The following is a 26,591-nucleotide window of genomic DNA, read 5'->3' on the forward strand; positions in this document are numbered from 1 at the left end:
CGGGTGACCAGAGACGATCGCGCGTACGCGGGCTGGCGCGACCCGAGCCACCCGTCGCAGCGCCTCGGGAGACCGTACGTGACCTCGCAGGAGATCCCGCTGCACGGCGGGAACGTGAGCACCGTGGTGCGGGTCGGTGACACGGTGCGGCGCAACGCCGGGCCGTGGACCCCGTCGGTGCACGCCCTGCTGCGTCACCTGGAGTACGTCGGGTTCACCGGTGCCCCCCGTGCCCTCGGCATGGACGAGCGCAACCGGGAGGTGCTGTCGTACCTGGAGGGGGAGTGCGGGGAGTACCCGCTGGCTCCGCACTGGGTCACCGACGAGGCCCTGGTCACCGTCGCCACCATGCTGCGGATGTTCCACGACGCGCAGTACGGTTTCGTGCCGCCGCCGCAGGCGGTGTGGCGCTCGTTCGGTCCGCCGCCGCCGGACACCGAGGTCATCTGCCATCACGACGCGGCACCGCACAACGTGATCTGGCGGCCGGACGGCACCCTCGGGCTGATCGATTTCGATCTCGCCTCGCCCGGTGCCCGGATCTACGACGTGGCGTACGCCGCGTGGACCTGGGTGCCGATCTTCTCCGACCGGGACTCCATCACCCTCGGCTGGAAGCGCCCCGACCGGCCGCGCCGGTTGCGGCTCTTCGCCGACGCGTACGGGCTCATCCCGCGCGACCGGCACCGGCTGATCCGGACCATCCGCAAGCGGATCGTCGACCACGTCGAGGGCATCCGCCGGATGGCCGCGGCGGGGGAGCCGGCCTTCGTCCGGATCGTGCACAAGGGCCACCTGCGCCGGCCGATGCGGGATCTGCGGTTGCTCGACTACGAGCGACACGCCCTCGAACACGCCCTGCGTTGAGCGGGCGCGCGGGGTCTCCCGACGGTCTCTGGGCCGTCGGGGGGATAGACCGGCACCAAACGGCCGATCCGTCCCCGTCGAAGCGCTGACGTGTGCGTCTTTCTTCACACGTCCGAAACAAGCCGTCACGGTTCGGAAACCAGCCGGGGACCCTGGGTGAAACAGCGGACTACCAGGCTTCCGCGCAACCGGCGTACGGGCGATGCTGCGCGGTGCCGGGAGGGAGGGAGAAAACAACCCGAGAGGAGGCAGCGTGCCGGAGCTAGATTCTGGTGCCACCGCCTGGATTTTGACTTCAGCCGCGCTGGTGTTGCTCATGACGCCCGGCCTGGCGCTGTTCTACGGGGGCATGACCCGGTCCAAGTCCGTGCTCAACATGATGATGATGAGCTTCGGGGCGATCGGCCTGGTCAGCCTGTTGTGGGTGTTCTACGGCTACAGCATCGCGTTCGGTGAGGACGTCGGCGGGATCACTGGTGATCTTTCCGCCGCCGGCCTGCGCGGCATGCTGGAGAGCGGGACCGAGGGTGGCATCCCCGACCTGCTGTTCGCCGGTTTCCAGCTGATGTTCGCCGTGATCACCGTCGCGCTGATCAGTGGCGCGATCGCCGACCGGGCCCGGTTCGGCCCGTGGCTGCTCTTCGCCGGTCTGTGGGCCACCCTGGTCTACTTCCCGGTGGCGCACTGGGTGTGGGGCGGTGGCTGGATCTTCGAGCTGGGTGTGCTCGACTTCGCCGGCGGCACCGCGGTGCACATCAACGCCGGTGCCGCGGCCCTGGCCCTGGCCCTGGTCCTCGGCCGCCGGGTCGGCTGGCCGAAGGACAGTTTCAAGCCGCACAACCTGCCGATGGTGCTGCTCGGCGCCGGCCTGCTGTGGTTCGGCTGGTTCGGCTTCAACGCCGGGTCGGCGCTGGCTGCCAACGGCACCGCCGCGATCGCCTTCATCAACACCCAGGTCGCCACCGCCGCCGCGGTGCTCGGCTGGCTGCTGGTGGAGAAGTTCCGTGACGGCAAGCCGACCACCCTGGGTGCGGCGTCCGGTGCCATCGCCGGTCTGGTCGCCATCACCCCGGCCTGTGCCTTCCTGGAGCCGCTCGGCGCCATCGCGCTCGGTGTCATCGCCGGTGTCGTCTGCGCGCTGGCCGTCGGCCTCAAGTACCGCCTCAAGTACGACGACTCGCTCGACGTGGTCGCCGTGCACATGATCGGCGGCATCATCGGCTCGCTGCTCATCGGCTTCCTGGCGATGGAGGTGCTGGCCGGTGAGGGCAACGACGGTCTGCTCTACGGCGGCGGCGTCACGCTGCTGGGCAAGCAGGCTCTCGGTTCGGCCGCCGTGCTGGCGTACTCGTTCGTGGTCGCGTACCTCATCGGCTTCGTGATCGACAAGACCATCGGGTTCCGCGCCAGCGCCGACGCCGAGGTCGAGGGCATCGACAACGCCGAGCACGCGGAGAGCGCGTACGAGTTCAGCTCCACGGGTGGTGGCGGTGGCGCGTTCGCCGCCGCGGGCATCGGTACCTCGGCGTCGTCGAAGACCGAGCCCACCGAACCGGTAAGCGAAAAGGTCGCCGGCTAACGTTTCGGGAATGGAGGGGTTGGACATGAAGCTGGTGACCGCGGTCATCAAGCCGCACCAGTTGGACGCCGTCAAGGAGGCCCTGCACACGCTGGGCGTGGCCGGTCTGACGGTGAGCGAGGTCCAGGGCTACGGGCGGCAGAAGGGCCACACCGAGGTCTACCGGGGCGCCGAGTACACCGTCGAGTTCCTGCCCAAGATCCGGGTGGAGGTGCTGACCGACGAGATCGACGTCGAGAAGATCGTCGACGCCGTCGTATCGGCCGCCCGGACGGGCAAGATCGGCGACGGCAAGGTCTGGGTGACCGCCGTCGAGGAGGTCGTCCGGGTCCGCACCGGCGAGCGCGGCCTGGACGCACTGTAGGGCGATGATCGATGACCTCGTTGACCAGTAGGACAGCCTCGGAACTCCCCGGTAGCGCTGACCTCCTGGTCAACGAGGTCGTCGGCGCACCGGCCGGGGTCGGCGCGACGGCGCGTCGGGCCCGGGCCGACGCGTACGACGCCTGGCTGGCCCGGCTGCTGCCGGACCGGCCGGGCGTCGCGCTGCTCGCGGTGGGCGGGCTGGGCCGGCGGCAGTGTGCTCCCTACGCCGACCTGGACCTGGTGCTGGTGCACGCCGGGGTGCCCGGTATCGACGAACTGGCCGCCGCCCTCTGGTATCCGATCTGGGACGCCGGGCTGCGGCTGGACCACTCGGTCCGGACGGTCGCCGAGGCGCTGTCGGTCGCCCAGGACGACGTCAAGGTGGCCCTCGGGCTGCTCGACGCCCGGCTCGTCGCCGGTGACCCGGACCTCGCGGACACGCTGGCGGGTAGCGCGACCGACCACTGGCGGCGCACCGCGGTCCGCCAACTCGCGCCGCTGCGGGAGAGCACCGCCGCCCGCTGGCAGGCCCACGGCGAACTGGCCCACCTGTTGGAGGGCGACCTGAAGGAGGCGGCCGGGGGACTGCGTGACGTCGGCATCCTGCGGGCCATCGCCACCGCCGGGATCACCGACGCGCTACGACCCGCCGTGCACGCCGCACACCTGCGGCTGCTGGACACCCGGGACGCGTTGCACCAGCAGGTCGGCCGCCGCGTCGACCGGCTGCTCGCCCAGGAACGCGACGGGGTGGCTGCCCTGCTCGGTCTGCGCCGGACGCCATCCGGCGCCGACGTCGGCCAGCCGAACGCGGTGCCGCCGCAGCCGGCCGGCACGTCACCGGACCAGCGGTCCGACCCCACGTCGCGGGCCGAGGACGGCGACGGCGACACCCTGCTGCGTCGGGTCGCCGGTGACGCCCGGACCATCAGTCACGCCCTGGACGACGCCTTCCGCGCCGCCGACCGGCTGCGCTCCGGTCGTCGGCGGGGTGCCGACGGCAGGCCGCTGCGCCGCCCGGTCGCCCGGGACGTGGTCGAGCACGACGGCGAACTGGTGCTGGCCCGCACCGCCATCGGTGCCCGCCCCGACGCCAGCCTGTCGCTGCGGGTGGCCGCCGCCGCGGCGACCACCGGGCTGCCGATCGCCCGGGCCACCTGCGAATGGCTGGCCGCGTACTGCCCACCGCTGCCGACACCCTGGCCGGCCGAGGGCCGCGCCGCCCTGACCACGCTGCTCGGTGCCGGGGCCGGCATGATCCCGGCCTGGGAGACCTGCGATCGGTACGGGCTGATCGACGGATGGCTGCCGGAGTGGACCCGGCTGCGCAGCCTGCCCCAGCACAACCCGGTGCACCGGTTCACCCTGGACCGGCACCTGGTACAGACGGCCGCCGAGGCCAGCCGGCACACCCGCGACGTGGATCGTCCCGACCTGCTTCTGCTCGGGGCGCTGCTGCACGACGTCGGCAAGGGGCTCCCCGGTGACCACAGCGTGGTGGGTGCGCCGATCGCCGCGGGAATCGCGACCCGGATCGGCCTGCCGGCCGCCGAGGCGACGCTGATTGGCACGCTGGTCCGGCTGCACCTGGTACTGCCCGAGGTGGCCACCCGGCGGGATCTGTCCGACCCGGTCACCATCGCCCGGGTGGCCGAGTCGGTAGGCGACGTCACCACCCTCGACCTGCTGTACGCGCTGGTGCGCGCCGACGCCGCCGCCACCGGCCCGGCGGCCTGGTCGGACTGGAAGGGCCGGCTGGTCGCCGAGCTGGTCGCCCGGGTCCGCACCACCCTCGACACGGGCGACGTACCCGCTCCGCCGGCACCGGACCCGGCGCTGGTGGCCGGGCCACTGCCGGTCGTACACCTGACCGGAGACCGGGTGGCGGTGGCCGCGGCCGATCGTCGGGGCCTGCTCGCGACGGTGGCCGGCTGCCTGGCCCTGCACCGGCTGGAAGTGCTCGCCGCGGACGCCTCGACGGTGGACGGGCGGGCTCTGGTGCAGTGCCGGGTGCAGCCGCGCTACGGACTGGCCCCGGATCCGGTGGCGTTGAGCGCCGACCTGCGCCGTGCGGTGCGCGGTGACGTGTCGGTGACCCAGCGGCTACGCGGTCGGGCCCTGGCCGCGCGGGGGGCCGGGGCCCAACCGCGGGTGGTGTGGCACCGGGACGCCGCCACCGATGCGGTGCTGCTGGAACTGCGGGCCGCCGACGCCGCCGGCCTGCTCTACCGGGTGACAAGTGCGCTCGACGTGGCCGGCGCCCAGGTCCGCGCGGCCCGGATCGCCACGCTCGGCGGCGACGTGGTCGATGCCTTCTACCTGGTCGGCGGCTGGCCTCCGGAGGAGGAACGGGCCCGCCTGGAGGCGGCCGTCCTCGCCGCCGTGTAATCCGCCCGGGATCTGTGGCAGTGCAGGGTCAACTGATCGGCGTGTCGGACACCCGAACTGCCACAGATCGCGGCGCCCGGGCTCCCGCAGGAGCCGGGCGGGCGGGAGCGGGTATGTGGGTGGCGGGCTACCCTAGCGGTGGTCGGACAGCTCACCCGGCCTCGTTCGTGCTCATCGGAACACTGACAAACGGGATGTTCGCGTGTTTGACACCTTGAGTGACCGCCTCTCCGGGATCTTCACCAAGCTCCGCGGCAAGGGACGTCTCACCGACGCCGACATCGACGCCACCGCGCGCGAGATCCGTCTCGCGCTGCTGGAGGCGGACGTCGCGCTGCCGGTGGTCAAGGGCTTCATCGCGAACGTCAAGGAGCGGGCGCGCAGCGCGGAGGTATCCCAGGCGCTCAACCCGGCCCAGCAGATCGTCAAGATCGTCAACGAGGAACTGATCGCCGTGCTGGGCGGCGAGGGGCGGCGGCTCCAGTTCGCCAAGCAGCCGCCGACGGTGATCATGCTGGCCGGCCTCCAGGGCTCCGGCAAGACCACGCTCGCCGGCAAGCTGGCCCGCTGGCTCAAGGCCCAGGGGCACCAGCCGCTGCTGGTCGCCGCCGACCTGCAACGTCCCAACGCCGTCGGGCAGCTCCAGGTGCTCGGTGGCCGTGCCGGTGTCGAGGTGTACGCCCCGGAGCCCGGCAACGGCGTCGGTGACCCGGTGCAGGTGGCGAAGTCCTCGATCGAGCACGCCCGCCGGGCCGCCCGGGACGTCGTCATCGTCGACACCGCCGGCCGGCTCGGCATCGACGCGGAGATGATGCAGCAGGCCGCCGACATCCGTGACGCGGTCAACCCGGACGAGGTCGTCTTCGTCATCGACGCCATGGTCGGTCAGGACGCGGTGCGGACGGCCGAGGCGTTCCGCGACGGCGTCGGCATCACCGGCGTGGTCCTCTCCAAGCTCGACGGCGACGCCCGTGGTGGTGCCGCGCTGTCGGTCCGCGAGGTGACCGGGCAGCCGATCCTGTTCGCCTCCACCGGCGAGAAGCTGGAGGACTTCGACGTCTTCCACCCCGACCGGATGGCCAGCCGGATCCTCGGCATGGGCGACGTACTCACTCTGATCGAGCAGGCCGAGGCGGCCTTCGACACCGATCAGAAGGAGAAGATGACCGCCAAGCTGATGGGCGGCGAGCAGTTCACCCTGGAGGACTTCCTCGACCAGCTCATCGCGGTACGCCGGATGGGGCCGATCGCCAACGTGCTGGCCATGATGCCGGGCATGGGGCAGGTCAAGGACCAGCTCGCCGAGCTTGACGACAAGCACTTCGACCGGATCACCGCGATCATCCGGTCGATGACCCCGGCCGAGCGCACCAATCCGAAGATCATCAATGGCTCCCGGCGGGCCCGGATCGCCAACGGCTCCGGCGTCACCGTGATGGACGTCAACCAGCTGCTCAACCGCTTCACCGACGCACAGAAGATGATGAAGCAGATGGGCGGCATGATGGGCCTGCCCGGTGCCGGGCGGCGTAAGGCGACCAAGTCGCCGAAGAACAAGCGCAAGGGCACCAAGGGTGGCAACCGGCCGCGCAGCGGCGCCGGCACCCGGGGCGTGCAGGGTGGCTTCCCGGGCGGGATGCCGCAGCTGCCCCCGGGGATGAACCCCGACGACCTGGCCGCCGGTCAGGGCCTGCCGCCCGGATTCAAGCTGCCGAAGATCGACTTCAACAAGTTCGGCAAGGACGGCAAGCCGCCGCGCTGAGCGTGTCGGTGACGCCAGGTGGTCGGGCCCGACGTGGTCGCCATCCGCCGCGAGCACGCCAACCACTCGCCCCTCCCTTTTCGTCACCGAGCGACTGTGGAAGGTGTCCGTCGACCTGCCCGCGTTGACCGCGCGGCGGGCGGGGCTTCTCGCACGCGACGGGGAGTGATCGGGTAGGACTGTGCGCATGGCTCTGCATGTGCGCGGTGTGCTCCTGCCCGACGACGAGGTACGCGACCTGTGGCTGGTCGGCGACCGGGTCACCTTCGAACCGGTGCCCGGCGCGGAGACGGTCGCCGACGGCGGGTTCATCCTGCCCGGCCTCGTGGACGCGCACTGCCACATCGGCATCGCCCGGGGCGGCGCACCTATCACCTCGCTGGACCAGGCGCGCGCGTTGGCGCGGATCGACCGGGACGCCGGCGTCCTCGCTCTCCGGGACGCGGGATCGCCCTTCCCGTACCCGGAACTGGACGACGAACCCGACCTGCCCCGGCTGGTCCGGGCCGGCCGGCACGTGGCACCGCCCAAGCGGTACCTGCGCGACATCGGTGTGGAGGTCGGCGCCGCCGAGGTGGCCGCCACCGTGGCGGAGCAGGCCACCGCCGGCAACGGCTGGGTGAAGCTGGTCGGGGACTGGATCGACCGGGGCGTCGGTGACCTGGCACCGGCCTGGGACGCCGACACGATGACCGCCGCCGTGGCCGCCGCGCACGCCGCCGGGGCACGCGCCGCCGTGCACACGTTCAGCGAGTCGGCGGTGGAGATCATGGTGCGGGCCGGGGTGGACTCCGTCGAGCACGGCACCGGGCTCAGCCTCGACCTGATCGACCTGATGGCCCGGCAGGGCACCGCGCTGATCCCCACGATGATCAACATCCGCACCTTCGGCCACATCGCCGACCAGGCCCGGGCGAAGTTTCCCGGGTACGCCGAGCACATGCTCGCCCTGCGCGACCGCTTCCCGCAGGTGGTGCGGTCCGCGTACGAGGCCGGTGTGCCGATCTACGTCGGTACCGATGCCGGTGGCGGCATCGACCACGGTCTCGCCGTCGAGGAGATGCTCCTGCTGCACGAGCAGGCCGGCATGTCCGCCCTGGACGTGCTCGCCGCCGCCTCCTGGGGGGCCCGCGCCTGGCTCGGCCTTCCCGGCCTGGTCGAAGGCGGCCTGGCCGACCTCGCCATCTACCCCCAGGACCCCCGCCAGGACCTCACCACCCTCCGCACCCCCACCCACCTCATCCTCCGCGGCCACCCCCTCCCCTGAACCCACGCCCGTTCCGCCGTGCCGCCTGCCCGCCCGCGGTGGCCAAGAGGTTTGCGTCGGGTTCCGAGCCATCGGGCGACGCAAACCCCGTGATCAACGCGGAGGTGTGGGCTCGGCGGTGGGGGTGGGTTGGGCGTGGGTGGCGGACGGTGGGCGCATAGGATGTGCGGTCATGGCGCGCGTGCTTACTCCCCGGGCGGAGGACTTTCCTCGCTGGTACCAGGATCTGATCGCCAAGGCGAAGCTGGCCGACAACGGGCCGGTGCGAGGGACCATGGTGATCCGGCCGGCCGGCTATGCCATCTGGGAGCGGATGCAGGCCGAGATGGACGACCGGATCAAGGCAGCCGGTGCGGAGAATGCGTACTTCCCGCTGTTCATCCCGGAGAGCTACCTCAAGCGCGAGGCCGAGCACGTCGAGGGTTTCTCGCCGGAGCTGGCGGTGGTCACCCACGGTGGCGGCAAGCAGCTCGCCGAGCCGGTGGTGGTGCGACCCACCAGCGAGACGGTAATCGGTGAGTTCATGGCCAAGTGGATCGACTCCTACCGGGACCTGCCGCTGCTGCTCAACCAATGGGCCAACGTGGTCCGCTGGGAGCTGCGCCCCCGGGTGTTCCTGCGGACCAGCGAGTTCCTCTGGCAGGAGGGGCACACCGCGCACGCCACCCGGGCCGACGCCCGCGCCTACGCCCGCAAGATCCTGCACGAGGCGTACGAGGACCTGATGGTCAGTGTGCTCGGCATCCCGGTGGTGGTCGGGCTCAAGACCGCCCGCGAGCGTTTCGCCGGGGCGACCGCCACCTACACCTGCGAAGGCATGATGGGCGACGGCAAGGCGCTCCAGCTGGGCACCAGCCACGAGCTGGGCCAGAACTTCGCCAAGGCGTTCGACATCAGCTACTCCTCGGCCGAGGGCGGCCGGGAGCACGCCTGGACGACATCCTGGGGCACCTCGACCCGGATGCTCGGCGGCCTGATCATGTGCCACGGCGACGACAACGGGCTGCGGGTGCCGCCACGGCTGGCACCGACCCAGGCGTATGTCATGGTGGTCAAGGACGGCGACGGTGTCACCGAGGCGGCGGCCAAGCTGCGCGACGCGCTGCGCGACGCCGGTGTCCGGGTCGCGCTCGACGACCGCACCGACACCCCGTTCGGCCGCCGGGCCGTCGACGCCGAGCTGCGCGGCTATCCGGTACGCGTCGAGGTCGGCCCCCGCGATCTGGCCGCCGGCAACGCGGTGGTGGTCCGTCGTACCGACGGCTCGAAGGCCCCCACGCCGGTGGCGGACGTGGTCGGTGCGGTGCTCGCCGCCCTCGACGCCGACCAGCGGGCGCTGCACGACCAGGCGCTCGCTTTCCGTGAGTCGCGCACGGTCGACGTGGCGACGCTGGACGAGGCGCTGGAGGCGGCAGCCACCGGCTGGGCCCGCGTCCCGTGGTCGGCGGTCGGCGTCGACGGCGAGGCGAAGGCCAACGCCCAGGGCGTCACCGTTCGCTGCCTGGTCCGTGCCGACGGCACCGTCCCCGACACCGAGACCGAACCCAACCTCATCACCATCCTCGCCCGCGCCTACTAACCCCCCCACCCCCACCCCCACCCCCACCCCCACCCCCACCTCGGTTGATCATGAGGTTATTGGCAGTTTCAGAGATCGAACACGCCGCTAACCTCATGATCAACGGTGAGTCTGGGGGTGGGGGTAGGGTCGGGGTGTGGGGTTTACGGCGGGGCGGTTGGTCGTGCACCGTAACGTGCGGCGGGGGCGGATCGGCTGGGTCCGGCCGGCCCGGGTGGTCAGCGACGACGAGCGAGGGCTGCTGCTCTGGGTGGCCGAGGGCACGCCGGTGGCCGGCGAGGTCAACGAGGCCGGGCTGGGCATGCGGGCGGTGCCCTTCCGGGAATGGCTGACCCCGACCTACCGGCTGGCGCAGGGCCGCTGGAACGGTCCACCGTTGTTGAAGTTCCTGCCCGTCGGCGCCTCTCATTCCGTCTGGTGGTTCCGCGACGTGCGGGGCCGCTTCGCTGGCTGGTACGTCAACCTGGAGGAGCCGGGCGTCCGGTGGGACGACGGCGGGCTGGCCGGCGTGGACATCATTGACCAGGACCTCGATGTGTGGGTCCGTCCGGACCGCAGCTGGGAGTGGAAGGACGAGGACGAGTTCGTCGAGCGGCTGGCCTTCCCGGAGCACTACTGGGTGACCGACGAGGCGGCGGTGCGGGCCGAGGGCAAACGAGTGATCGCACTGGCCGAGGCGGGGGTCTTTCCGTTCGACGGCACCTGGTGTGACTTCACCCCGCCGGCGGGCTGGACCGCTCCCGATCGCCTGCCCGAAGGCTGGGACCGCCCCCCGGCACGTTGACGAGTTTGGTGTGTCCTTCGTCACATGAGTGCCGCCTCGGGTGATGCCGGCCGGTGCGGTGTGAGCGTTCCGCTCGGGATCTGGCAGAATGGCTGGCTGGTATCCGGCGCGCGTCCGGCGCCCTCTAACCCGGGCACGTCGCCAGTCCACCCGAGTAGTCTCCGGCCCAACCCCACTGTGCCGGTTGGCGCTCACCCGTGCACACCACCCGTACCGGGTCGGTGAGATCGCAACAGGAGCGAAACAACCGTGGCCGTAAAGATCCGGCTCCTGCGGATGGGCAAGATCCGCAACCCGCAGTACCGCATCGTCGTCGCCGACTCGCGTACCAAGCGCGACGGCCGGGCGATCGAGTTCGTCGGCATCTACCAGCCGAAGGAGGACCCTTCGGTCATCGAGGTCAAGTCGGAGCGGGTCCAGTACTGGCTCTCCGTCGGCGCCCAGCCCAGCGAGGCGGTGCAGCGGCTGCTGGAGCTGACCGGCGACTGGCAGAAGTTCAAGGGCCTGCCGGCCCCGCCTCCGCTGAAGGTGGCTGCCGAGCGGGCCGACCGCAAGGCGGCCTACGAGGCCGAGGCGAAGGCCGCCGCAGGTGTGGCCGACACCCCTGCCAAGCCGGCGAAGAAGGCCGCCAAGGCCGCCGAGGCGCCGAAGGCCGAGGAGGCCCCGAAGGCCGAGGAGCAGCCCGCCGCGGACTCCGGCGAGCAGGCCTGACATGGCGCTGCGGCCGGCGTTGGAGCACCTGGTCAAGGGCATCGTCGACCACCCCGACGATGTACGCGTCCGGATGGTCGATTCCCGTCGAGGGAAGCGGCTGGAGGTCCGGGTGCATCCCGAGGACCTGGGCACCGTGATCGGGCGGTCCGGCCGGACCGCCAAGGCGCTGCGTCAGGTGATCGGCTCCATCGGTGGGCGCGGCGTACGCGTCGACATCGTCGACTCGTACTGATGCTGCTCATCGTCGGCAGGATCGGTAAGCCGCACGGCATCCGTGGTGAGGTAACCGTGGAGGTGCGTACCGACGAGCCCGAGACGCGCTTCGCCCCCGGCATGGTGTTGAGCACCGTGCCGGGGGTGACAGCCGCCCAGCCCGCACCGGACGCTCCCGGTGTGCTGTTCCGGACGCCCGACACGTTGACCGTCGAGTCCGCGCGTCGGCACCAGGAGCGACTGCTGGTCGCCTTCGAAGGGGTGCTGGACCGCGACGTCGCCGAGGCGCTGCGGGGCACCCTGCTCGCGGTGGACAGCGCCGACGTCCCCCCGCCGGAGGATCCGGAGGAGTTCCACGATCATCAGTTGGTCGGGCTGGCGGTGGTCACGCCGACCGGCGAGCGACTGGGCGAGGTGGCCCGGATCGACCACGCTCCCGCCTCCGATCTGCTGGTGCTGCGGCGTCCCGAGGGGCACACGGCGTTGATCCCGTTCGTCAAGGCGATCGTTCCCGAGGTCGATCTCGCCGGTGGCCGGGTCGTGGTGAATCCACCCGGCGGCCTGCTCGATCTCTAGCTGGCGGAGCCCCTGATGCGCGTCGACATCGTGTCGATCTTCCCGGAGTACTTCGCCCCGCTCGACCTGTCGCTGATCGGCAAGGCGCGGGCCAACGGCACCTTGCGGTTGGCCGTACACGATCTGCGGGGTTGGACCCACGACGTGCATCGCACCGTCGACGACACCCCGTACGGCGGCGGGCCCGGCATGGTGATGCGGCCGGAGCCGTGGGGTGAGGCGTTGGATGCCCTGGCACCAGCGGAGCTGACCCCGCCGCGGCTGCTGGTGCCGTCGCCGGCCGGCGTGCCCTTCACCCAGGCGATGGCCCACGAGTTGGCCGACGAGCCGCGCCTGCTGTTCGCCTGCGGCCGGTACGAGGGCATCGACCAGCGGGTCCTCGACCACGCCGCGACGCGGATGCCGGTCACCGAGGTGAGCCTCGGTGACTACGTGCTCTTCGGCGGCGAGGTGGCGGTGCTGGTGATCCTGGAGGCGGTGACCCGGCTGCTGCCGGGGGTGCTCGGCAACGCCGGCTCACTGGCCGAGGAGTCCCACGCGCACGGGCTGCTGGAGGCACCGATGTACACGAAGCCGGCGAGCTGGCGCGGACTGCTGGTGCCGGAGGTGCTCCGCTCCGGCGACCACGGCCGGATCGCCCGCTGGCGTCGCGACGAGGCGCTGGTCCGCACCGGTCGCCGCCGGCCGGACATGCTCACCGGCCTGGACCCGCAGAGCCTGGACAAACGGGACGCGGCGGCGTTGGACCGGGCCGGATTTCAGGTGCCCGGATCGGATGTGGCAAAGTAGGGGGGTTGCCGCAGTCGTCTGCGCCCGTGGGCGGCTGCGAGGATCTTCGACCGGGGTCGGTTCGCACCGGCCACCACCCGGGGATCAGTATCACCCATCCGCGCGCCGAGTGACGGTGCGCCGTGAGCCTCACGAGGACACAGCGATGAACATCCTGGACGCCCTTGACGCCCAGTCGAAGCGCACCGACCTGCCCGACTTCCGTGCCGGTGACACCGTCAAGGTGCACGCCCGGGTGGTTGAGGGAGCCCGGTCCCGGGTCCAGATCTTCCAGGGCGTCGTCATCCGTCGCCAGGGCGCCGGGCTGCGCGAGACCTTCACCGTCCGTAAGCTCAGCTTCGGCGTCGGCGTCGAGCGGACCTACCCGATCAACAGCCCGGCGATCGACCGGATCGAGGTCGTGGTTCGCGGTGACGTCCGCCGGGCCAAGCTCTACTACCTGCGTGAGCTGCGCGGCAAGAAGGCCAAGATCAAGGAGCTGCGCGAGAAGCAGCCGAGCTGACATCGCGCTACGCCACGCCGCCCGAGCTGCGCGTATGCCGTACTGCCCAGTCCGCACTACCCTGGTCGTACGGGCGCAGCGCGGCGGTGACCCGCCTCCTGTGTGGCGGGTGACCTCCACTACCGCCCGGGGAGCCTCGACGAGGTTCCCGGGCGGTAGTTGTTTCTGCGGACCGGGGAGTGAGCGTGGTACAGGCGCTTGACGACAGCGGCGCGGCCGATCCGTGGCGTCGGCGCACCCGGCGCGGTAAGCGGCAGATGCCGCTCTGGCAGGAGTTGCCGCTGCTGCTCATCGTCGCCTTCTGCCTCGCGGTGCTGATCCGTAGCTTCCTGCTCCAGGCGTTCTACATCCCCTCCGGCTCGATGGAGGACACCCTGCTCGTCGGGGACCGGGTGGTGGTCAACAAGGTCGTCTACGACGTCCGGAACCCGCAGCGGGGCGAGGTGGTGGTCTTCCGGGGCACCGACCAGTGGGTTCCGCAGGTGGATGCGCAGCCGCCCACCACCTTCGCTGACAAGCTGGGCCGCACCATCGGTGACCTGATCGGCGTCGGTCGTCCGGGCGAGAAGGACTTCATCAAGCGCGTCATCGCGCTGCCCGGGGACCGGGTGAGCTGCTGTGACGACCAGGGGCGGGTGCTGGTCAACGGCACTCCGTTGGACGAGTCGGCGTACGTGCTGCGGGACTCGCCACTGGATCTCGCACCGAATCCGCAGGAGTGTCGCTCCCGGCGGTTCGAGGAGATCGTCGTGCCGCCCGGTCACATGTTCGTCCTCGGCGACCACCGGCAGGTCTCGCTTGACGCGCGCTGCCAGGGCACCGTACCGATCGACAACGTGGTCGGGCGGGCATTCGCGGTGGTCTGGCCGTCCGACAGGTGGCATTCGCTGCCGATCCCGGAGACCTTCGCCACCGTTGCCCCGCCCCCGACGGCGGGTGGCGCGGCCCCGGTACGCCCCGACCCCGACGGAGGTGTCGTCCTGCTCCTCCCGATTACGGCCGCACTATCCGTTCTCGCGAGTTCCGGACGGTGGCGCTCGGTCGGGCAACGTAGGCTCCTCCCGTGATTGACGAGCAGACCGACAAGCCGCGCCACTCGTTCTGGAAGGAACTGCCCATCCTCCTCGGGGTGGCGATCCTGGTCGCGGTACTGGTACGTGCCTTCGTACTGCAGACCTTCTTCATCCCCTCGCCGTCCATGGAGAACACTCTGAAGATCGACGATCGGGTGCTGGTCAACAAGCTCGTCTACCACACCCGTTCGCCGCACCGCGGCGAGGTGATCGTCTTCAAGGCGCCGCTGGAGTGGAGTGGCAATCCGGCGGGGGAGGATTTCATCAAGCGGGTGATCGGCGTCGGTGGTGACCGGGTGGTCTGCTGCGACGACCAGGACCGCCTGCTGATCAACGGCGTACCGCTGGACGAGCCGTACATCTTCTCCATCGACGGTCAGCGGGACAAGCCGGCGGACCAGGAGTTCGACGTGCAGGTGCCCGAGGGTCGGCTCTGGGTCATGGGCGACCACCGGTCCGCCTCCGGGGACTCGCTGGAGCACTACCAGCAGTCGGGGCAGAACATCCAGTCGGCCACCATCCCCGAGGACGACGTGGTGGGACGGGCGTTCACCATCTTCTGGCCGTTCGACCGCGCCCGGATCCTGACGGTGCCGGACGAGTTCGACGCGATTCCGAAGTCCTGACCAGGGCCGGTGCGCTGCCCGTCGACGACGGGCAGCACCGGTTGCGCCGGGGCGTGGGCGACGTCGCAGGAGTCTGGCAGTCTGGTGCGGTGACCGTCTACACCCCGAGGTGTGCCGCGCGCGTCCTGCTGGTCGACGCGGCCGGTCGGTTGCTGCTGTTCCGCGGTTCCGACCCGGCCCGCCCGGAGCGCGGCCGGTGGTGGTTCACCCCCGGTGGGGGACTGGACCCGGGTGAGACGTACGCCGAGGGCGCGGTCCGCGAGTTGGCCGAGGAGACCGGGCTGCGGCTGACCGTGACCGATGTCGGCCAGCCGGTGCACGCCGACCTCATCGAGTTCTCCTTCGACGGCGTCTGGTACCGGCAGGAGCAGCAGTTCTTCCTGGTAAGGGTGGCGGCGCACGAGGTCGACACGGCGGGGTTCAGCGAGCTGGAGCGGGGCAGCGTCGACGGTCACCGATGGTGGTCGGCGGACGAGTTGCGCGGCACCGGGGAGCGCTGCTACCCACTTGACCTTGCAGAGGTGCTGGCCCGTGTATTGGCCGGTACGACGGCTGTCATCGAGGGACGGGCATGCTGACTCCACCGCGCACTGTGGTACGCCGGGAGGCCGGGCTCTACGCGTTGGAGCGGGCCCTGCAACGGCGCGGTTTCCGCTACGTCGCCGGTGCCGACGAGGCCGGCCGCGGTGCCTGCGCGGGGCCACTGGTGGCCGCCGCCGTGGTGCTGCCGGAGGGCCGGCGGGGGGAGATCGACGGGCTGGCCGATTCCAAGCTGCTGACCCCGACCAGCCGGGAGCGGATCCACGACGAGGTCGTCGAGCGCGCGCTGGCGTACGCGGTGGTGGTCATCCCGGCCGACGAGGTCGACGCCCGAGGGCTGCACGTGTGCAATCTGGCCGCGATGCGCCGGTCGTTGGCCTCGCTGACGGTCCGGCCGGAGTACGTGTTGACCGACGGGTTCGGCGTCGACGGACTGGGTGTCCCCGGGCTCGCGGTGTGGAAGGGTGACCGGGTGGCCGCCTGCGTGGCGGCGGCGAGCGTGCTGGCGAAAGTCACCCGGGACAGGATCATGGTCGATCTGGACGCCGAGCATCCCGGCTACGGGTTCGCCGAGCACAAGGGGTACATCACCGCCGAGCACACCGCCGCGCTGCGCGAGCGCGGGCCGTGCCGGGAACACCGTTTCTCGTACGTGAACGTGGCCGCCGTCTCCGGGCTCGACGACCGGCCACCCCGCTCGCGGCGACCGTTGGGCGCAAGCCGGGAAGAGCCGATGGAGCGCTCGGGCGCGGCAGGGGGTACCGTCGGCGTGGCGTTGGGCGAGCAGCCTCGGCCTCCGGCGCCGGTGGGGGAAGATGTGGTCATGGAAGGCGGAGTGCGATGAGCGCGGAAGATCTCGAGAAGTACGAGACCGAGATGGAGCTCCAGCTCTACCGGGAGTACCGCGACATCGTCCGTCAGTTCTCCTACGTGGTCGAGACAGAGCGCCGGTTCTACCTGGCCAACCAGGTGGACCTGCACGTCCGCAACTCCGACGGCGAGGTCTACTTCGAGGTCGAGATGCACGATGCCTGGGTCTGGGACATGTACCGGCCCGCCCGGTTCGTGAAGAATGTCCGCGTGATGACGTTCAAGGACGTGAACGTCGAGGAGTTGGAGAAGCCGGACATCTCCCTGCCCGCCGACTCCGGCTTCGGCGGCTGAGCCGCGTACCGGCTGAGCGCGGCGGCTGAGCCGCTTACCGGCTGAGTGCGGCGACGGCGGACCCCCACCCGCCATGATCGACCGCATTCTCCGTCCATTGTGTTCCTACCGATGGTCGATGCCCGACGGCCGCTCATAGCAGATCATCAGCTCGTGCGTGGACTGTCCACAGGATGTCCGGTCATCCACAGGTCTACTGTCTGGGGCGGCAAGGGTCGAAGGACCCCGCCAGGCTCGACGGTATGCGACCACGGATGCCGATACTTGGCGGACTCACGACGCTTCTGCTGCTGACACCATCCGGATCGGCGGGCGGAGTGGCCCTGCCGAACGAGAGATCGTTCTTCCCAGCCACACCCCAGGCGGGCACTGGTGCCACCGGGCCGTTCCGCTGGCCGGTCGACGGCGTGCCACGGCCGGTTCGCCGGTTCGACCCGCCGCCCCGGCCGTGGCTGGCCGGTCATCGGGGAGTCGATCTGCTCGCCCCTTCCGCCAGCACGATCCGGGCGGCCGGCGCCGGCACGATCCTGTTCGCCGGCATGGTCGCCAACCGGCCGGTGGTCACCGTCGGCCATCCGGACGGCCTACGGACCACCTACGAACCGGTCCAACCGGCCGTCACGGCAGGCATGACGGTGCCGGCCGGGGCACCTCTGGGCACGCTGCTGCCCGGGCACGCCGGGTGTCCCGCCGCCGCGTGCCTGCACTGGGGACTGCGCCAGGGAGACGACTATCTCGACCCGTTGGCCCTGCTCGGCCTCGGGCGAGTCCGACTGCTGCCCGTCGGTGACCTCACTGTCGGCGGGGTGCGTCCGCTCAACGCTGGGCGAGCAGACCGGGCAGTCCGACCGCCAGTCGCTCGTACTCCTCGGGCGCGTTGTAGACCTGGCCGCACAGGCGCAGCCAGCCGCGGCCGTTCCAGGTCGTGACCGCGACCTGGGTGGCGAGTCGCTCGGCGATCCGGGTCTGCAACGCCCGGGCACCGTCCAGGGCCGTGGCGAGGCCCGCCGTTAACGGAACAAGCCGCATGGCTACCGTCGGTCCACCCGGGTCGGGCAGGTCGGCCGGTGGCACGCCGAGCGCGTCCCCCACCACCCGTTGCCCGTACGCGGCCAGTCCGGCGTTGTGCGCACGCACCCGGTCGACGCCGAGACTGCGCAGCGTGTAGAGACCCGCCGGCGCGCTCAACCAGGACGTGTAGTCCGAGGTGGCCTGCCACTCCAGGCGGGCCGGGAACCCCGAGTCCTGTTCCCAGGAGACCACCAGCGGCTCGATCCGGTCCCGCCACGGGGCTGCCACCACGAGCACGGCGGTGCCGCGCGGCGCGTACCCCCACTTGTGCAGGTTGCCCACCCAGAAATCGGCGCCGATGCTGCTCACCGTCGACGGCAGCATGCCCGGAGCGTGCGCGGCGTCGACAAGCACCGGCACGCCGTGCTCTCCGGCGACCCCGACGATCGCGGCGGCCGGAAACAGCCGAGCCGTGGCCGAGGTGAGCTGGTCGACCACCAACAGGCGGGTACGGCCCGGCCGCAGCCCGACCCGCACGATCCGCACCACCTCTTCGTCGGTGGCGGTCAGCGGCACCCGCAGGACCCGGTGCGTGGCCCCGGTGCGACGGCACTCCCGACGGATGGAGTATTCGACGGCACCGTATCCGTGGTCGGTGGTCAGCACCTCGTCCCCAGGCCGCAGCCCGAGGGACTGGAGCACCACGGCGGCACCGGTGGTGGCGTTCGTGGTGAGGGCGGTGCCGTCGGGATCGGAGCCGAGGAATCCCGCCAGATGCCGACGGGTGTGCGCGATCCGGTCGACCAGGCCCTGCGTGAAGAAGCGCAGTGGGTCGGCCTCCATCTCGTCACGCAGCCGTTGCTGGGCCCGCTGCGCCACGATCGGGACCGCCCCGAACGAGCCGTGGTTGAGATGACTGACCGCCGGGTCGAGGGAGAAGAGCAGACGGGCGCCCGTGATCGGCTCGGGCGGCGGCGGGACGCTCACCTGATCATCGTAGCCGTCGGCCTCGACGCGCCTGGTGAGAGCTTGCGGTGGCGGCGTCGCCGCGGGACGGTGTGCCGCTGCCGCTGCCGCTGCCGCTGCCGCTGCCGCTGCCGCTGCCGCTTGGCGCCCCTCGCTCGGGCGGTCTCGTTCGGTCCGCCTGCGTGCGGGGCGGGCTGTCAGGCGCGCGGGTGGGCCTGACGGTAGGCGGCCCGGAGCCGTTCCACCGAGACATGTGTGTAGATCTGGGTACTGGCCAGTGAGGAGTGCCCCAGCAGTTCCTGCACCGCCCGAAGGTCTGCCCCGCCTTCGAGCAGATGGGTGGCGGCCGAGTGGCGCAGCGCGTGCGGACTCGTCCGGGGCAGACCCGCCGCCTCAGCGTGGCCACCGACGATCCGGCGAGCCGTGGTCGGATGCAGCCGGCCACCGCGGGCACCGAGCAGCAGCGCATCCCGGGAATCGGGGACCGCCAGCACCGGTCGTCCATGCCGCAGCCAGTCATCGAGAGCGCGTTGCGCTGGCAGCCCGTACGGCACCGCCCGCTCCCGCCCACCCTTACCGCGTACCCGGACGACCCGTCGATCCTGGTCCACGTCGGCCATGTCGATGCCGCACACCTCGCTGACCCGTACCCCGGTGCCATAGAGCAGTTCGAGCAGCATCCGGTCGCGTAGCCGTACCGCCTGAGTGGTGCTGTCGGACGCAGTGGCCGCGGGTGCGCCTTCGGCGGTCGCCGGATCGCTGGCGGATGCCGGCCCGCTGGGTGGCGGTATGGCCGGATGGTGGGCGGGTTTCTCGACGAGCAGCGCGGCCTGCTCGGGACGAAGCACCGTGGGCAGCGTCCGGCGCGGTCGAGGGCTGGCCAGCGTGGCGGCGACGTCGTTGGGCAGTAGCCCCTGCCGGTGCGCCCAGGCGCTGAAGGTCCGGGCGGTGGCGGCCCTGCGGGCCAGCGAGGTGCGGGCGGCGCCGGTCGTGCGTTGCCGGGCCAGCCAGCTGCGTACCGTGTCGAGGCTCAGCTCGGCCACCTCGGTGCAGCCCATCCGTGCAGCGTGATCCAACAGCGACACGAGATCGGCGACGTACGCCCGCACGGTGTGTGCCGAGCGGTTGCGAACCGAGGCCAGATAGCCCGCGAACTCGTCCACCGCGTCCCGCAGCGGCGCCGGCAGCGCGTCGTGCATCGCCCGGGTGCTGCTGGCGACCCGCCGCTGCCCGCTGCTGCTGCCCACGAGGACCAGCCTACGATCGGGATGCTCGGACGTGCGAACAGGCGGCGCGCTCAACCGAACGGCGATCAGGCGGAAAATGGGGCGTCACCGCCCATCGGCCCGCTCGGTGGCGCGGCGGGCCCGCCCGGGTGGACCGCCGGCTCGGCGGGGCCGGCCCGGGTGGACCGCTGGCTCGGCGCGACCAGGGCGTATCCGTCTTCCCGCCGCACCACCAGGGTCAACTCCTCCAACAGCGGCAGTTTGCGCAACACCGTGCGGACGGCAAGGCCCGCCCGGGCGGCGAGGGCGTCCACACCGATGCGGCCGCGTCGCGGCATCGCCTCCACGATCGAGCGGGCGTCGTCGTCGAGCAGGTCGGTGGGGCGTTCGGGCCCACGCGGCACCGGGGCCAACTCGCCGATCCGCCCCACCTCCTCCAACACCTGGGCGAGGCCGGTCACCAGCCGGGCCTCCGGATGCTCCCGAAGCACCTCGTGGGCACCCACCGACATCGCCGAGGTGACCGGGCCCGGCACCACCATCGCCGGTCGCCGCAGGGCGATGGCCCGCCGGGTGGTCTGCGTCGCGCCGCTGCGAGCCGCCGCCTCCACCAGCACGGTGCCCCGGGTGCCCGCCGCGATCACCCGGTTACGGATGAGGAAACGGGGGCGCAGCGGCTCAGCGCCCGGCGGCCACTCGCTTACCAGCAGGCCGGTGTCGGCGATCCGGTCGAACAGCGCCGCGTTGCCCATCGGGTAGGCGCGGTCCACGCCGCAGGCGAGCACCGCGACAGTGCGCCCGCCAGCGTGCAGCGCCCCACGGTGCGCGGCGGCGTCGATGCCGAACGCGCCGCCGGAGACCACGGTCCAGTCCCGGTCGGCCAGGCCGTAGCCCAGATCCGTGGCGATGTGGGTGCCGTACGGCGTGGCGGCTCGGGATCCCACCACCGCCACGGACCGGTCCAGCGCCTCGGCCAGTGGCCACGAGCCGCGTACCCAGAAGCAGAGCGGCGGTGCGGTCTCGACGTCCACCCGGCGACGGGCGTCGGTCAGGCGGAGCGTGCGCAGGTGCTCCACCGTCCCGGGCCACTCGTCGTCGCCGGGGATGACGACCCGGACACCGAGCCGGTCGGCACGGTGCAACGCCTCGGCGGCGACCACTCGGGCATCAGCTGCCCGGTTGCGCGCCGCCACGGACTCGCGTAGGGCCTGCTGCGGTGCTCCGCCGTCCAGCAACAGGTCCAGTGCGCCCACCGGCCCGTACTCGTCGACCAGCCCGTGCACCGACCGTGTACCCGGTTCGGCCAGCCAGGTCAACGCCACCCGCGCCAGGGTCAACTCCTCGTGGGTGCTCATGTGCTCTCTCCCGTCCTGAGCGCGATGGCCTCGCCGACGTCTCCCGCGTTCGGCCGTGCCCGCCCGTCGAGGTCGGCGATCGTCCAGGCGAGTCGGACGACCCGGTCGAAGCCGCGGGCGGACAGCGACCCGGAATCGAGCCGGGACCGCAGCTCGGCGGTGACCGGGCCGGGCAGCCGCCACGGGGCCCGACGCAGGTCCGGTCCCGGTATCTCGGCGTTGAGCCGCCGACCCAGCGGTGCCCAGCGCCCGGCCGCCGCTGCCCGTGCCGCCGCCACCCGCCCGGCGACCACCGCTGACGACTCGTGACTGGTCGTCTCCATCAGCTCGGCGGCGCGCATCGGTGGCAGCCGCACCTGGAGATCGATCCGGTCGAGCAGCGGACCAGAGAGCCGGCCCAGGTAACGGCGGCGGGCCAGCGGGGGACATTCGCAGCGGTCGTCGCCGGCCGGGTTCGCGCACGGGCAGGGGTTGGCCGCGATGACCAGCTGGGCGCGGGCCGGGAACTCGGCGCTGCCCCGACTGCGGGCCAGCAGCACCCGGCCGTGCTCCAACGGCTGACGCAGCGCCTCCAGCGCCGCCTTGCTGAACTCGGGTGCCTCGTCCATGAGCAGCACCCCGCGGTGGGCGAGCGAGATCGCACCGGGCCGGGCGAGCCCTGAACCGCCACCGACGATCGAGGGAACGGTCGCGGTGTGATGAGGCGCCTGAAACGGTGGGCGCCGGATCAGACGGCCACCCGCCGGCAACAGACCGGCGATCGAGTGCAGCGCGGTGACCTCCAGTGCGGCCTCGTCGTCCAGTTCCGGCAGAATCGACGGCAGGCGCTCGGCCAGCATCGTCTTGCCCGCTCCCGGCGGCCCGATCAGTGCCAGGTGGTGGCCGCCAGCGGCGGCGACCTCCAGCGCGCGGCGGCCCAGACCCTGCCCGGCGACCTCGGCCAGGTCGGGACCGGGCGCGGCCGGCGGTGGAGCGTCGACCGGCGGCTCGATCAGCGGCGTGCCGTCGCGAACGAAGGCGACCAGCCGGTGCAGGGTGTCCACGCCGCGTACCAGCAGCCCGGGGACGACCGCCGCCTCGGCGGTGTTGTCCACCGGGACGATCACCCGTCGGACGCCGGCCTTCGCCGCCGCGGCGACCATCGGCAGTACGCCCCGGACCGGCCGCACGGTGCCGTCCAGGCCCAATTCCCCGAGGACCGCCACGCCGTCCAGCGGTAACAGCGGAAGCTCGCCGGAGCCACCGAGCAGCGCCACCGCGATCGCCAGGTCGAACGTCGAACCGAATTTGGGCAGGGTGGCCGGCAGCAGGTTGAGCGTGATCCGGCGGTTCGGCCATCGTTGGCCGGAGTTGACCACCGCTGCTCGAACCCGGTCGCGCGCCTCGTGCAGGGCGGTGTCGGGTAGCCCGGAGATCACCACTCCCGGCAGGCCGGCAGCGAGATCCACCTCCACCTCCACCAACTGCCCGGTCACCCCGACCAGACCGACGCAGAGCACCCGGGCGTAGCTCATCGCGCCACCTCGCTTCGCTCGGCGTCCCGATGAGGCACCACCGCCCTGCGTCGAATGATTCGCTCGCTGCGCTCACTCATCCGCGCCACCTCGCTTCGCTCGGCGTCCCGATGAGGCTCCAACACGCTGTGCCGGCTGATTCGCTCGCTGCGCTCGCTCATCGGAAGGCGTCCTTGACGTGCTCGACGTGTGCCCGGCCGAGGCGGGGCAGCAGCACCGAGATGACGTCGAAACGGACCTCGTCGGCGGTGGTGCCGGTGGCGGCGAGCCAGGCGGCCGCGAGCCCCCGCAGTCGGCGGGCCTTGCGGGGCACCACCGCCTCGGCGGGGCTGCCAAAGGTGGCGGTGCGTCGGGTCTTCACCTCGCAGAAGGCGAGCACCGGCCCGTCCCAGGCGATGATGTCGATCTCTCCGGCGCGGCAGCGCCAGTTGCGGGCAACCGGGCGTAGTCCCGCTTCGATCAGGTGCCGGACGGCGCAGCGTTCCCCGTACCCGCCGATCGCCTGATTCCGCTTGGTCATGAGCGGCACCCTGCTCCCGTACCGGGTCTCGCAGCGACCCCGCCGCGCTGGCCTGTGGACAGCCGAGGGTGGTGTGGACGAACGGACGATCATGTCCTAGATGTGCTATAGCGGCCTTTGTGTGCTGGTCAGCCGCCGGGTCGAATGGCGCACGAACCGCTGGTCGAATACGGTGCCCGGCGTGGACGGACGACGCAGTTTCGACGACCAGGAGTCGCGCTGGTATCCAGGCGATCATGACCGTGGCTACGCCGACCCGCAGTGGCGTCCGGCGGGAGAGGGGCACTATCCCGGCGACGAGTCGCGCGCGGTGCCCGAGCAGCGCGGTGACGACGACGACCGGTACGGCTCTCCGCGACGTGGTGCCCTGACGGACCCGCTCGGTGATGTGGTGGCGGAGACTGAGCGCTACCGGGCGTCGCGTTCCCGCCGGGCGGAACCGATGGAACCGGACGTCTCCGGTGAACTGCCGGTCGATCGCTCCGGCCGGCGTGCCGCCCGCGAGGTGGTCCCGACCAGCGGCGGGGCACCGGTGTCGACGGAGCCGACCCGCGCCGCGCTGGCCGGATACCCGATCGTCGAGGCCAAGCGCGGGCCCGAGGTGACCAACCCGTTGGAGCAGCCGACCGGGCCGGTGCCGTCGGTGGCACCCCGGACGGAGCCGCCGTCGGGCGAGGCTCCGTCCGGCCCCGCCGACGCCGTGACCGGTCACCCGACGGCCGGTCACCCGATGATGGGCCACCCGGCGGCGGGGCACCCGACACCTGGTCACCCGGTGGGTGGCGTCCAGCCGGGGGCACCGGCCGGGGACGGCGTCTACCGGACACGACGTCCGGTGCTCGCGGTGCTCTTCGCCGTGCTGGTCGTGATCTTCGAGCTGCCCGCGCTGCGGGTGCTGCTGCACGGCGCGACCGTGGACCCGGTTGCCGCCGGGGACGTGCTGGCGGGGACGTTCCTGGTCTGCGGGCTGCCGATCTTCGCGGCCGGTCTTTACGGGCTGCGGACCACCGGGTTCTCGTTGAGCGACGGCGCGCGAGGGTGGCTGCGACCGCCGACCGCATACCTGACGGTTGGCCTGGCGCTCTTCCTGGTGGCCGCGATCGCCGCTGGTTGACCGGCGCCTCGCCGCACCCGGAGGTGGAGCGGTCGGGAGGGCGCGTACACTGGTCAACCGGCGACCGCCTCGTGCGGTCGACCTCGCGTGCCCTCCTCACGAGTCGTCGTGTGGCGGCGGCCTCCCTGGTCCCGACCTCGGTCGGGCCCACCATGGTCGACGACCGGGCACCAGGACGCCCGGCCGCCGGCCGGGCGAGACAACCAGGGATCGCTAGGAGTACGAATCATGGCCGTCGTGACGATGCGTCAGCTGCTGGAAAGTGGTGTTCACTTCGGGCACCAGACCCGGCGCTGGAACCCGAAGATGAAGCGCTTCATCTTCACCGAGCGTAACGGCATCTACATCATCGACCTGCGTCAGACCCTCGACTACATCGAGAAGGCGTACGACTTCGTGCGCAACACGGTGGCTGAGGGCGGCAGCATTCTCTTCGTCGGCACGAAGAAGCAGGCGCAGGAGGCGATCGCCGAGCAGGCGACCCGCGTCGGCCAGCCGTACGTCAACCACCGCTGGCTCGGCGGCATGCTGACCAACTTCCAGACGGTGTACAAGCGGCTGCAGCGGATGAAGGAGCTGGAGGCCCTCGGTGACCTCAGCGGCACCGCCGCCGGCTACACCAAGAAGGAGACCCTGCAGCTCTCCCGCGAGAAGATCAAGCTGACCCGCACCCTGGGCGGTCTGCGGGACATGCAGAAACTCCCGGCCGCGGTCTGGGTGGTCGACACCAAGAAGGAGCACATCGCCGTCGACGAGGCCCGCAAGCTGGGCATCCCGGTGATCGCCGTGCTCGACACCAACTGCGACCCGGACGAGGTCGACTTCCCGATCCCGGGTAACGACGACGCGATCCGCTCGGCCGAGCTGCTGACCAAGGTCGTCGCCGCCGCCGTGGCCGATGGCCTGATCGCCCGCTCCGGTCGTCGCCGGGGCGGCGACGAGAAGCCGGAGGCGGGTGTCGCCACCGACGAGCCGCTCGCCGAGTGGGAGCGCGAGCTGCTTGAGGAGCCGAAGAAGGCCGACGAGCAGCAGCCGGCCGCTGAGCAGCCGGCCGCCGAGCAGCCCGCGGCCGAGCAGCCGGCCGCCGTCTCCGGCCAGTGACCGTACCGCCGTCCGGTCACCGTCCGTTCCACCGGCGGTGACCGGCGGCGGGTAGACCGGGCACGAACCTCTCGGAACCGGGTAATTGTCACCTCAGACCATTCCACGCAGTCTCAACACCGAAGAGAGAGCCATGTCCCAGATCACCGCCGCGGACGTCAAGAAGCTCCGCGACCTGACCGGCGCCGGCATGATGGACAGCAAGAAGGCCCTGACCGAGGCCGAGGGCGACTTCGACAAGGCCGTCGAGATCCTGCGCGTCAAGGGCGCCAAGGACGTCGGCAAGCGGGCCGGCCGGACCGCCGCGAACGGTCTGGTCGCGCACTCCGGCAAGGCGCTGCTCGAACTCAACTGCGAGACCGACTTCGTCGCCAAGAACGACAGCTTCATCGCCCTGGCGCAGCAGCTCGTGGAGCACGGCGAGCGCGCCGGCGTCAGCAACGCCGAGGAGCTGCTCGCCACCGAGATCGACGGCCGTACGGTCGCCGACCTGGTCCAGGAGCAGTCCGCCAAGATCGGCGAGAAGTTGGTGCTCAACCGCTTCGCCAAGCTCGACGGCACCGTCGCGGTCTACCTGCACCGTAAGGCGCAGGACCTGCCGCCGGCGGTGGGCGTGCTGGTGCAGTACACCGGCAAGGCCGACGAGGCGGGCGACGCCGACGCGCGCGGTGCGGCGATGCAGATCGCCGCGATGCGGCCGCAGTACCTCACCCGGGACGAGGTGCCGGCCGAGGTCGTCGAGTCCGAGCGGCGCATCGCCGAGCAGACCGCGCGCGAGGAGAACAAGCCCGAGGCCGCGCTGCCGAAGATCGTCGAGGGTCGGGTCAACTCCTTCTTCAAGGACTTCGTCCTGCTGGAGCAGTCCTCGGTGACCGACAACAAGAAGACGGTGAAGCAGGTGCTGGCCGAGGCCGGCATCGAGGTCACCGGCTTCGTGCGGTTCGAGGTCGGCCAGGCCTGAGCCGGCTCGGGGCGCACCGCGCCCGTGGGCTGGG

The 26,591-nt window shown here is 71.5% G+C and carries 26 protein-coding genes and 2 pseudogenes; 22 read left to right on the forward strand and 6 right to left on the reverse strand.

The window, feature by feature from the left end; translation table 11 throughout:
• Window positions 1-3 precede the first annotated feature (3 nt).
• The 19 genes and pseudogenes from O7601_RS13165 (at window position 4) to O7601_RS13255 (ending at window position 17,718) form a co-directional block, all read left to right on the forward strand.
• Window positions 4-867, forward strand: coding sequence for an aminoglycoside phosphotransferase family protein (locus O7601_RS13165; RefSeq protein ID WP_170863284.1), 864 nt, complete (start codon window positions 4-6; stop codon window positions 865-867).
• Between the two features lie 202 nt (window positions 868-1,069).
• Window positions 1,070-2,446 carry an ammonium transporter gene (locus O7601_RS13170; protein ID WP_281566438.1) on the forward strand — a complete coding sequence of 459 codons (1,377 nt, stop codon included), beginning with the start codon at window positions 1,070-1,072 and terminating at the stop codon, window positions 2,444-2,446.
• A gap of 25 nt (window positions 2,447-2,471) precedes the next feature.
• Window positions 2,472-2,810, forward strand: coding sequence for a P-II family nitrogen regulator (locus O7601_RS13175; RefSeq protein ID WP_166458079.1), 339 nt, complete (start codon window positions 2,472-2,474; stop codon window positions 2,808-2,810).
• Between the two features lie 11 nt (window positions 2,811-2,821).
• Window positions 2,822-5,200 carry a [protein-PII] uridylyltransferase gene (locus tag O7601_RS13180; RefSeq protein ID WP_281566439.1) on the forward strand — a complete coding sequence of 793 codons (2,379 nt, stop codon included), beginning with the start codon at window positions 2,822-2,824 and terminating at the stop codon, window positions 5,198-5,200.
• Window positions 5,201-5,402: 202 nt separating this feature from the next.
• Window positions 5,403-6,962: a signal recognition particle protein gene (ffh, locus tag O7601_RS13185; protein WP_281566440.1), complete on the forward strand. Its 1,560-nt coding sequence runs from the start codon at window positions 5,403-5,405 to the stop codon at window positions 6,960-6,962.
• A 187-nt stretch (window positions 6,963-7,149) separates the two neighbouring features.
• Window positions 7,150-8,229 (forward strand): amidohydrolase family protein, encoded by a 1,080-nt coding sequence (locus O7601_RS13190; protein WP_281566441.1) that lies wholly within the window; start codon window positions 7,150-7,152, stop codon window positions 8,227-8,229.
• Window positions 8,230-8,401: 172 nt separating this feature from the next.
• Entirely contained in the window at window positions 8,402-9,808 is a 1,407-nt protein-coding gene (proS, locus tag O7601_RS13195; protein WP_281566442.1) for a proline--tRNA ligase, read from the forward strand.
• Between the two features lie 136 nt (window positions 9,809-9,944).
• Complete coding sequence (locus tag O7601_RS13200; RefSeq protein WP_281566443.1) at window positions 9,945-10,592, forward strand: DUF402 domain-containing protein; 648 nt, start codon at window positions 9,945-9,947, stop codon at window positions 10,590-10,592.
• A gap of 249 nt (window positions 10,593-10,841) precedes the next feature.
• A complete protein-coding gene (gene rpsP, locus O7601_RS13205; protein ID WP_210940945.1) occupies window positions 10,842-11,303 on the forward strand; it encodes a 30S ribosomal protein S16 in 462 nt (153 codons plus the stop codon).
• A 1-nt stretch (window position 11,304) separates the two neighbouring features.
• A complete protein-coding gene (locus O7601_RS13210) occupies window positions 11,305-11,538 on the forward strand; it encodes an RNA-binding protein (protein ID WP_013732101.1) in 234 nt (77 codons plus the stop codon).
• Window positions 11,539-11,540: 2 nt separating this feature from the next.
• Window positions 11,541-12,095 carry a ribosome maturation factor RimM gene (rimM, locus tag O7601_RS13215; RefSeq protein ID WP_281566903.1) on the forward strand — a complete coding sequence of 185 codons (555 nt, stop codon included), beginning with the start codon at window positions 11,541-11,543 and terminating at the stop codon, window positions 12,093-12,095.
• A 15-nt stretch (window positions 12,096-12,110) separates the two neighbouring features.
• The gene (gene trmD / locus O7601_RS13220) at window positions 12,111-12,884 is read left to right on the forward strand and encodes a tRNA (guanosine(37)-N1)-methyltransferase TrmD (RefSeq protein ID WP_281566444.1); all 774 of its coding nucleotides are present in this window, start codon (window positions 12,111-12,113) and stop codon (window positions 12,882-12,884) included.
• A 145-nt stretch (window positions 12,885-13,029) separates the two neighbouring features.
• Window positions 13,030-13,386, forward strand: coding sequence for a 50S ribosomal protein L19 (rplS, locus tag O7601_RS13225; protein ID WP_093401691.1), 357 nt, complete (start codon window positions 13,030-13,032; stop codon window positions 13,384-13,386).
• 185 nt (window positions 13,387-13,571) lie between these two features.
• A pseudogene (gene lepB, locus O7601_RS13230) lies at window positions 13,572-14,440 on the forward strand (signal peptidase I).
• 9 nt (window positions 14,441-14,449) lie between these two features.
• Window positions 14,450-15,085: a signal peptidase I gene (gene lepB / locus O7601_RS13235; RefSeq protein WP_281566445.1), complete on the forward strand. Its 636-nt coding sequence runs from the start codon at window positions 14,450-14,452 to the stop codon at window positions 15,083-15,085.
• Window positions 15,086-15,174: 89 nt separating this feature from the next.
• Complete coding sequence (locus tag O7601_RS13240) at window positions 15,175-15,663, forward strand: NUDIX domain-containing protein (protein WP_281566446.1); 489 nt, start codon at window positions 15,175-15,177, stop codon at window positions 15,661-15,663.
• The gene (locus tag O7601_RS13245) at window positions 15,657-16,469 is read left to right on the forward strand and encodes a ribonuclease HII (protein WP_281566447.1); all 813 of its coding nucleotides are present in this window, start codon (window positions 15,657-15,659) and stop codon (window positions 16,467-16,469) included. Before O7601_RS13240 ends, O7601_RS13245 begins: the two co-directional genes overlap by 7 nt.
• Entirely contained in the window at window positions 16,466-16,789 is a 324-nt protein-coding gene (locus O7601_RS13250) for a DUF2469 domain-containing protein (RefSeq protein WP_007075222.1), read from the forward strand. The genes O7601_RS13245 and O7601_RS13250 overlap by 4 nt, the downstream gene beginning before the upstream one ends.
• Before the next feature lie 242 nt (window positions 16,790-17,031).
• Window positions 17,032-17,718, forward strand: a complete 687-nt coding sequence (locus O7601_RS13255; RefSeq protein ID WP_281566448.1) for a M23 family metallopeptidase — start codon at window positions 17,032-17,034, stop codon at window positions 17,716-17,718.
• On the opposite strand, the gene O7601_RS13260 is transcribed toward O7601_RS13255, so the two are convergent.
• The 6 genes from O7601_RS13260 to O7601_RS13285 all read right to left on the reverse strand — a co-directional run bounded on the left by O7601_RS13260 (window position 17,606) and on the right by O7601_RS13285 (window position 23,381).
• The gene (locus tag O7601_RS13260; RefSeq protein ID WP_281566449.1) at window positions 17,606-18,787 is read right to left on the reverse strand and encodes an aminotransferase class V-fold PLP-dependent enzyme; all 1,182 of its coding nucleotides are present in this window, start codon (window positions 18,785-18,787) and stop codon (window positions 17,606-17,608) included. The genes O7601_RS13255 and O7601_RS13260 overlap by 113 nt on opposite strands.
• Window positions 18,788-18,963: 176 nt before the next feature.
• Entirely contained in the window at window positions 18,964-19,965 is a 1,002-nt protein-coding gene (locus O7601_RS13265) for a tyrosine recombinase XerC (protein ID WP_281566904.1), read from the reverse strand.
• Window positions 19,966-20,078: 113 nt separating this feature from the next.
• Entirely contained in the window at window positions 20,079-21,347 is a 1,269-nt protein-coding gene (locus O7601_RS13270) for a DNA-processing protein DprA (protein ID WP_281566450.1), read from the reverse strand.
• Window positions 21,344-22,861 carry a YifB family Mg chelatase-like AAA ATPase gene (locus O7601_RS13275; RefSeq protein WP_281566451.1) on the reverse strand — a complete coding sequence of 506 codons (1,518 nt, stop codon included), beginning with the start codon at window positions 22,859-22,861 and terminating at the stop codon, window positions 21,344-21,346. Before O7601_RS13275 ends, O7601_RS13270 begins: the two co-directional genes overlap by 4 nt.
• Window positions 22,858-23,022, reverse strand: a complete 165-nt coding sequence (locus O7601_RS13280) for a hypothetical protein (RefSeq protein WP_281566452.1) — start codon at window positions 23,020-23,022, stop codon at window positions 22,858-22,860. The genes O7601_RS13275 and O7601_RS13280 overlap by 4 nt, the downstream gene beginning before the upstream one ends.
• The gene (locus tag O7601_RS13285) at window positions 23,019-23,381 is read right to left on the reverse strand and encodes a YraN family protein (protein ID WP_281566453.1); all 363 of its coding nucleotides are present in this window, start codon (window positions 23,379-23,381) and stop codon (window positions 23,019-23,021) included. The genes O7601_RS13280 and O7601_RS13285 overlap by 4 nt, the downstream gene beginning before the upstream one ends.
• Before the next feature lie 144 nt (window positions 23,382-23,525).
• Between O7601_RS13285 and O7601_RS13290 the strand changes: the two are divergent.
• The 3 genes and pseudogenes from O7601_RS13290 (at window position 23,526) to tsf (ending at window position 26,557) form a co-directional block, all read left to right on the forward strand.
• Window positions 23,526-24,495: pseudogene (locus tag O7601_RS13290) on the forward strand (hypothetical protein).
• Between the two features lie 228 nt (window positions 24,496-24,723).
• Window positions 24,724-25,596, forward strand: a complete 873-nt coding sequence (gene rpsB / locus O7601_RS13295) for a 30S ribosomal protein S2 (protein WP_281566455.1) — start codon at window positions 24,724-24,726, stop codon at window positions 25,594-25,596.
• 133 nt (window positions 25,597-25,729) lie between these two features.
• The gene (gene tsf, locus O7601_RS13300) at window positions 25,730-26,557 is read left to right on the forward strand and encodes a translation elongation factor Ts (protein WP_281566456.1); all 828 of its coding nucleotides are present in this window, start codon (window positions 25,730-25,732) and stop codon (window positions 26,555-26,557) included.
• Window positions 26,558-26,591 lie beyond the last annotated feature (34 nt).

It is taken from the genome of Verrucosispora sp. WMMD573 (assembly GCF_027497175.1).
In the GTDB taxonomy this organism is placed as follows: Bacteria; Actinomycetota; Actinomycetes; order Mycobacteriales; family Micromonosporaceae; genus Micromonospora.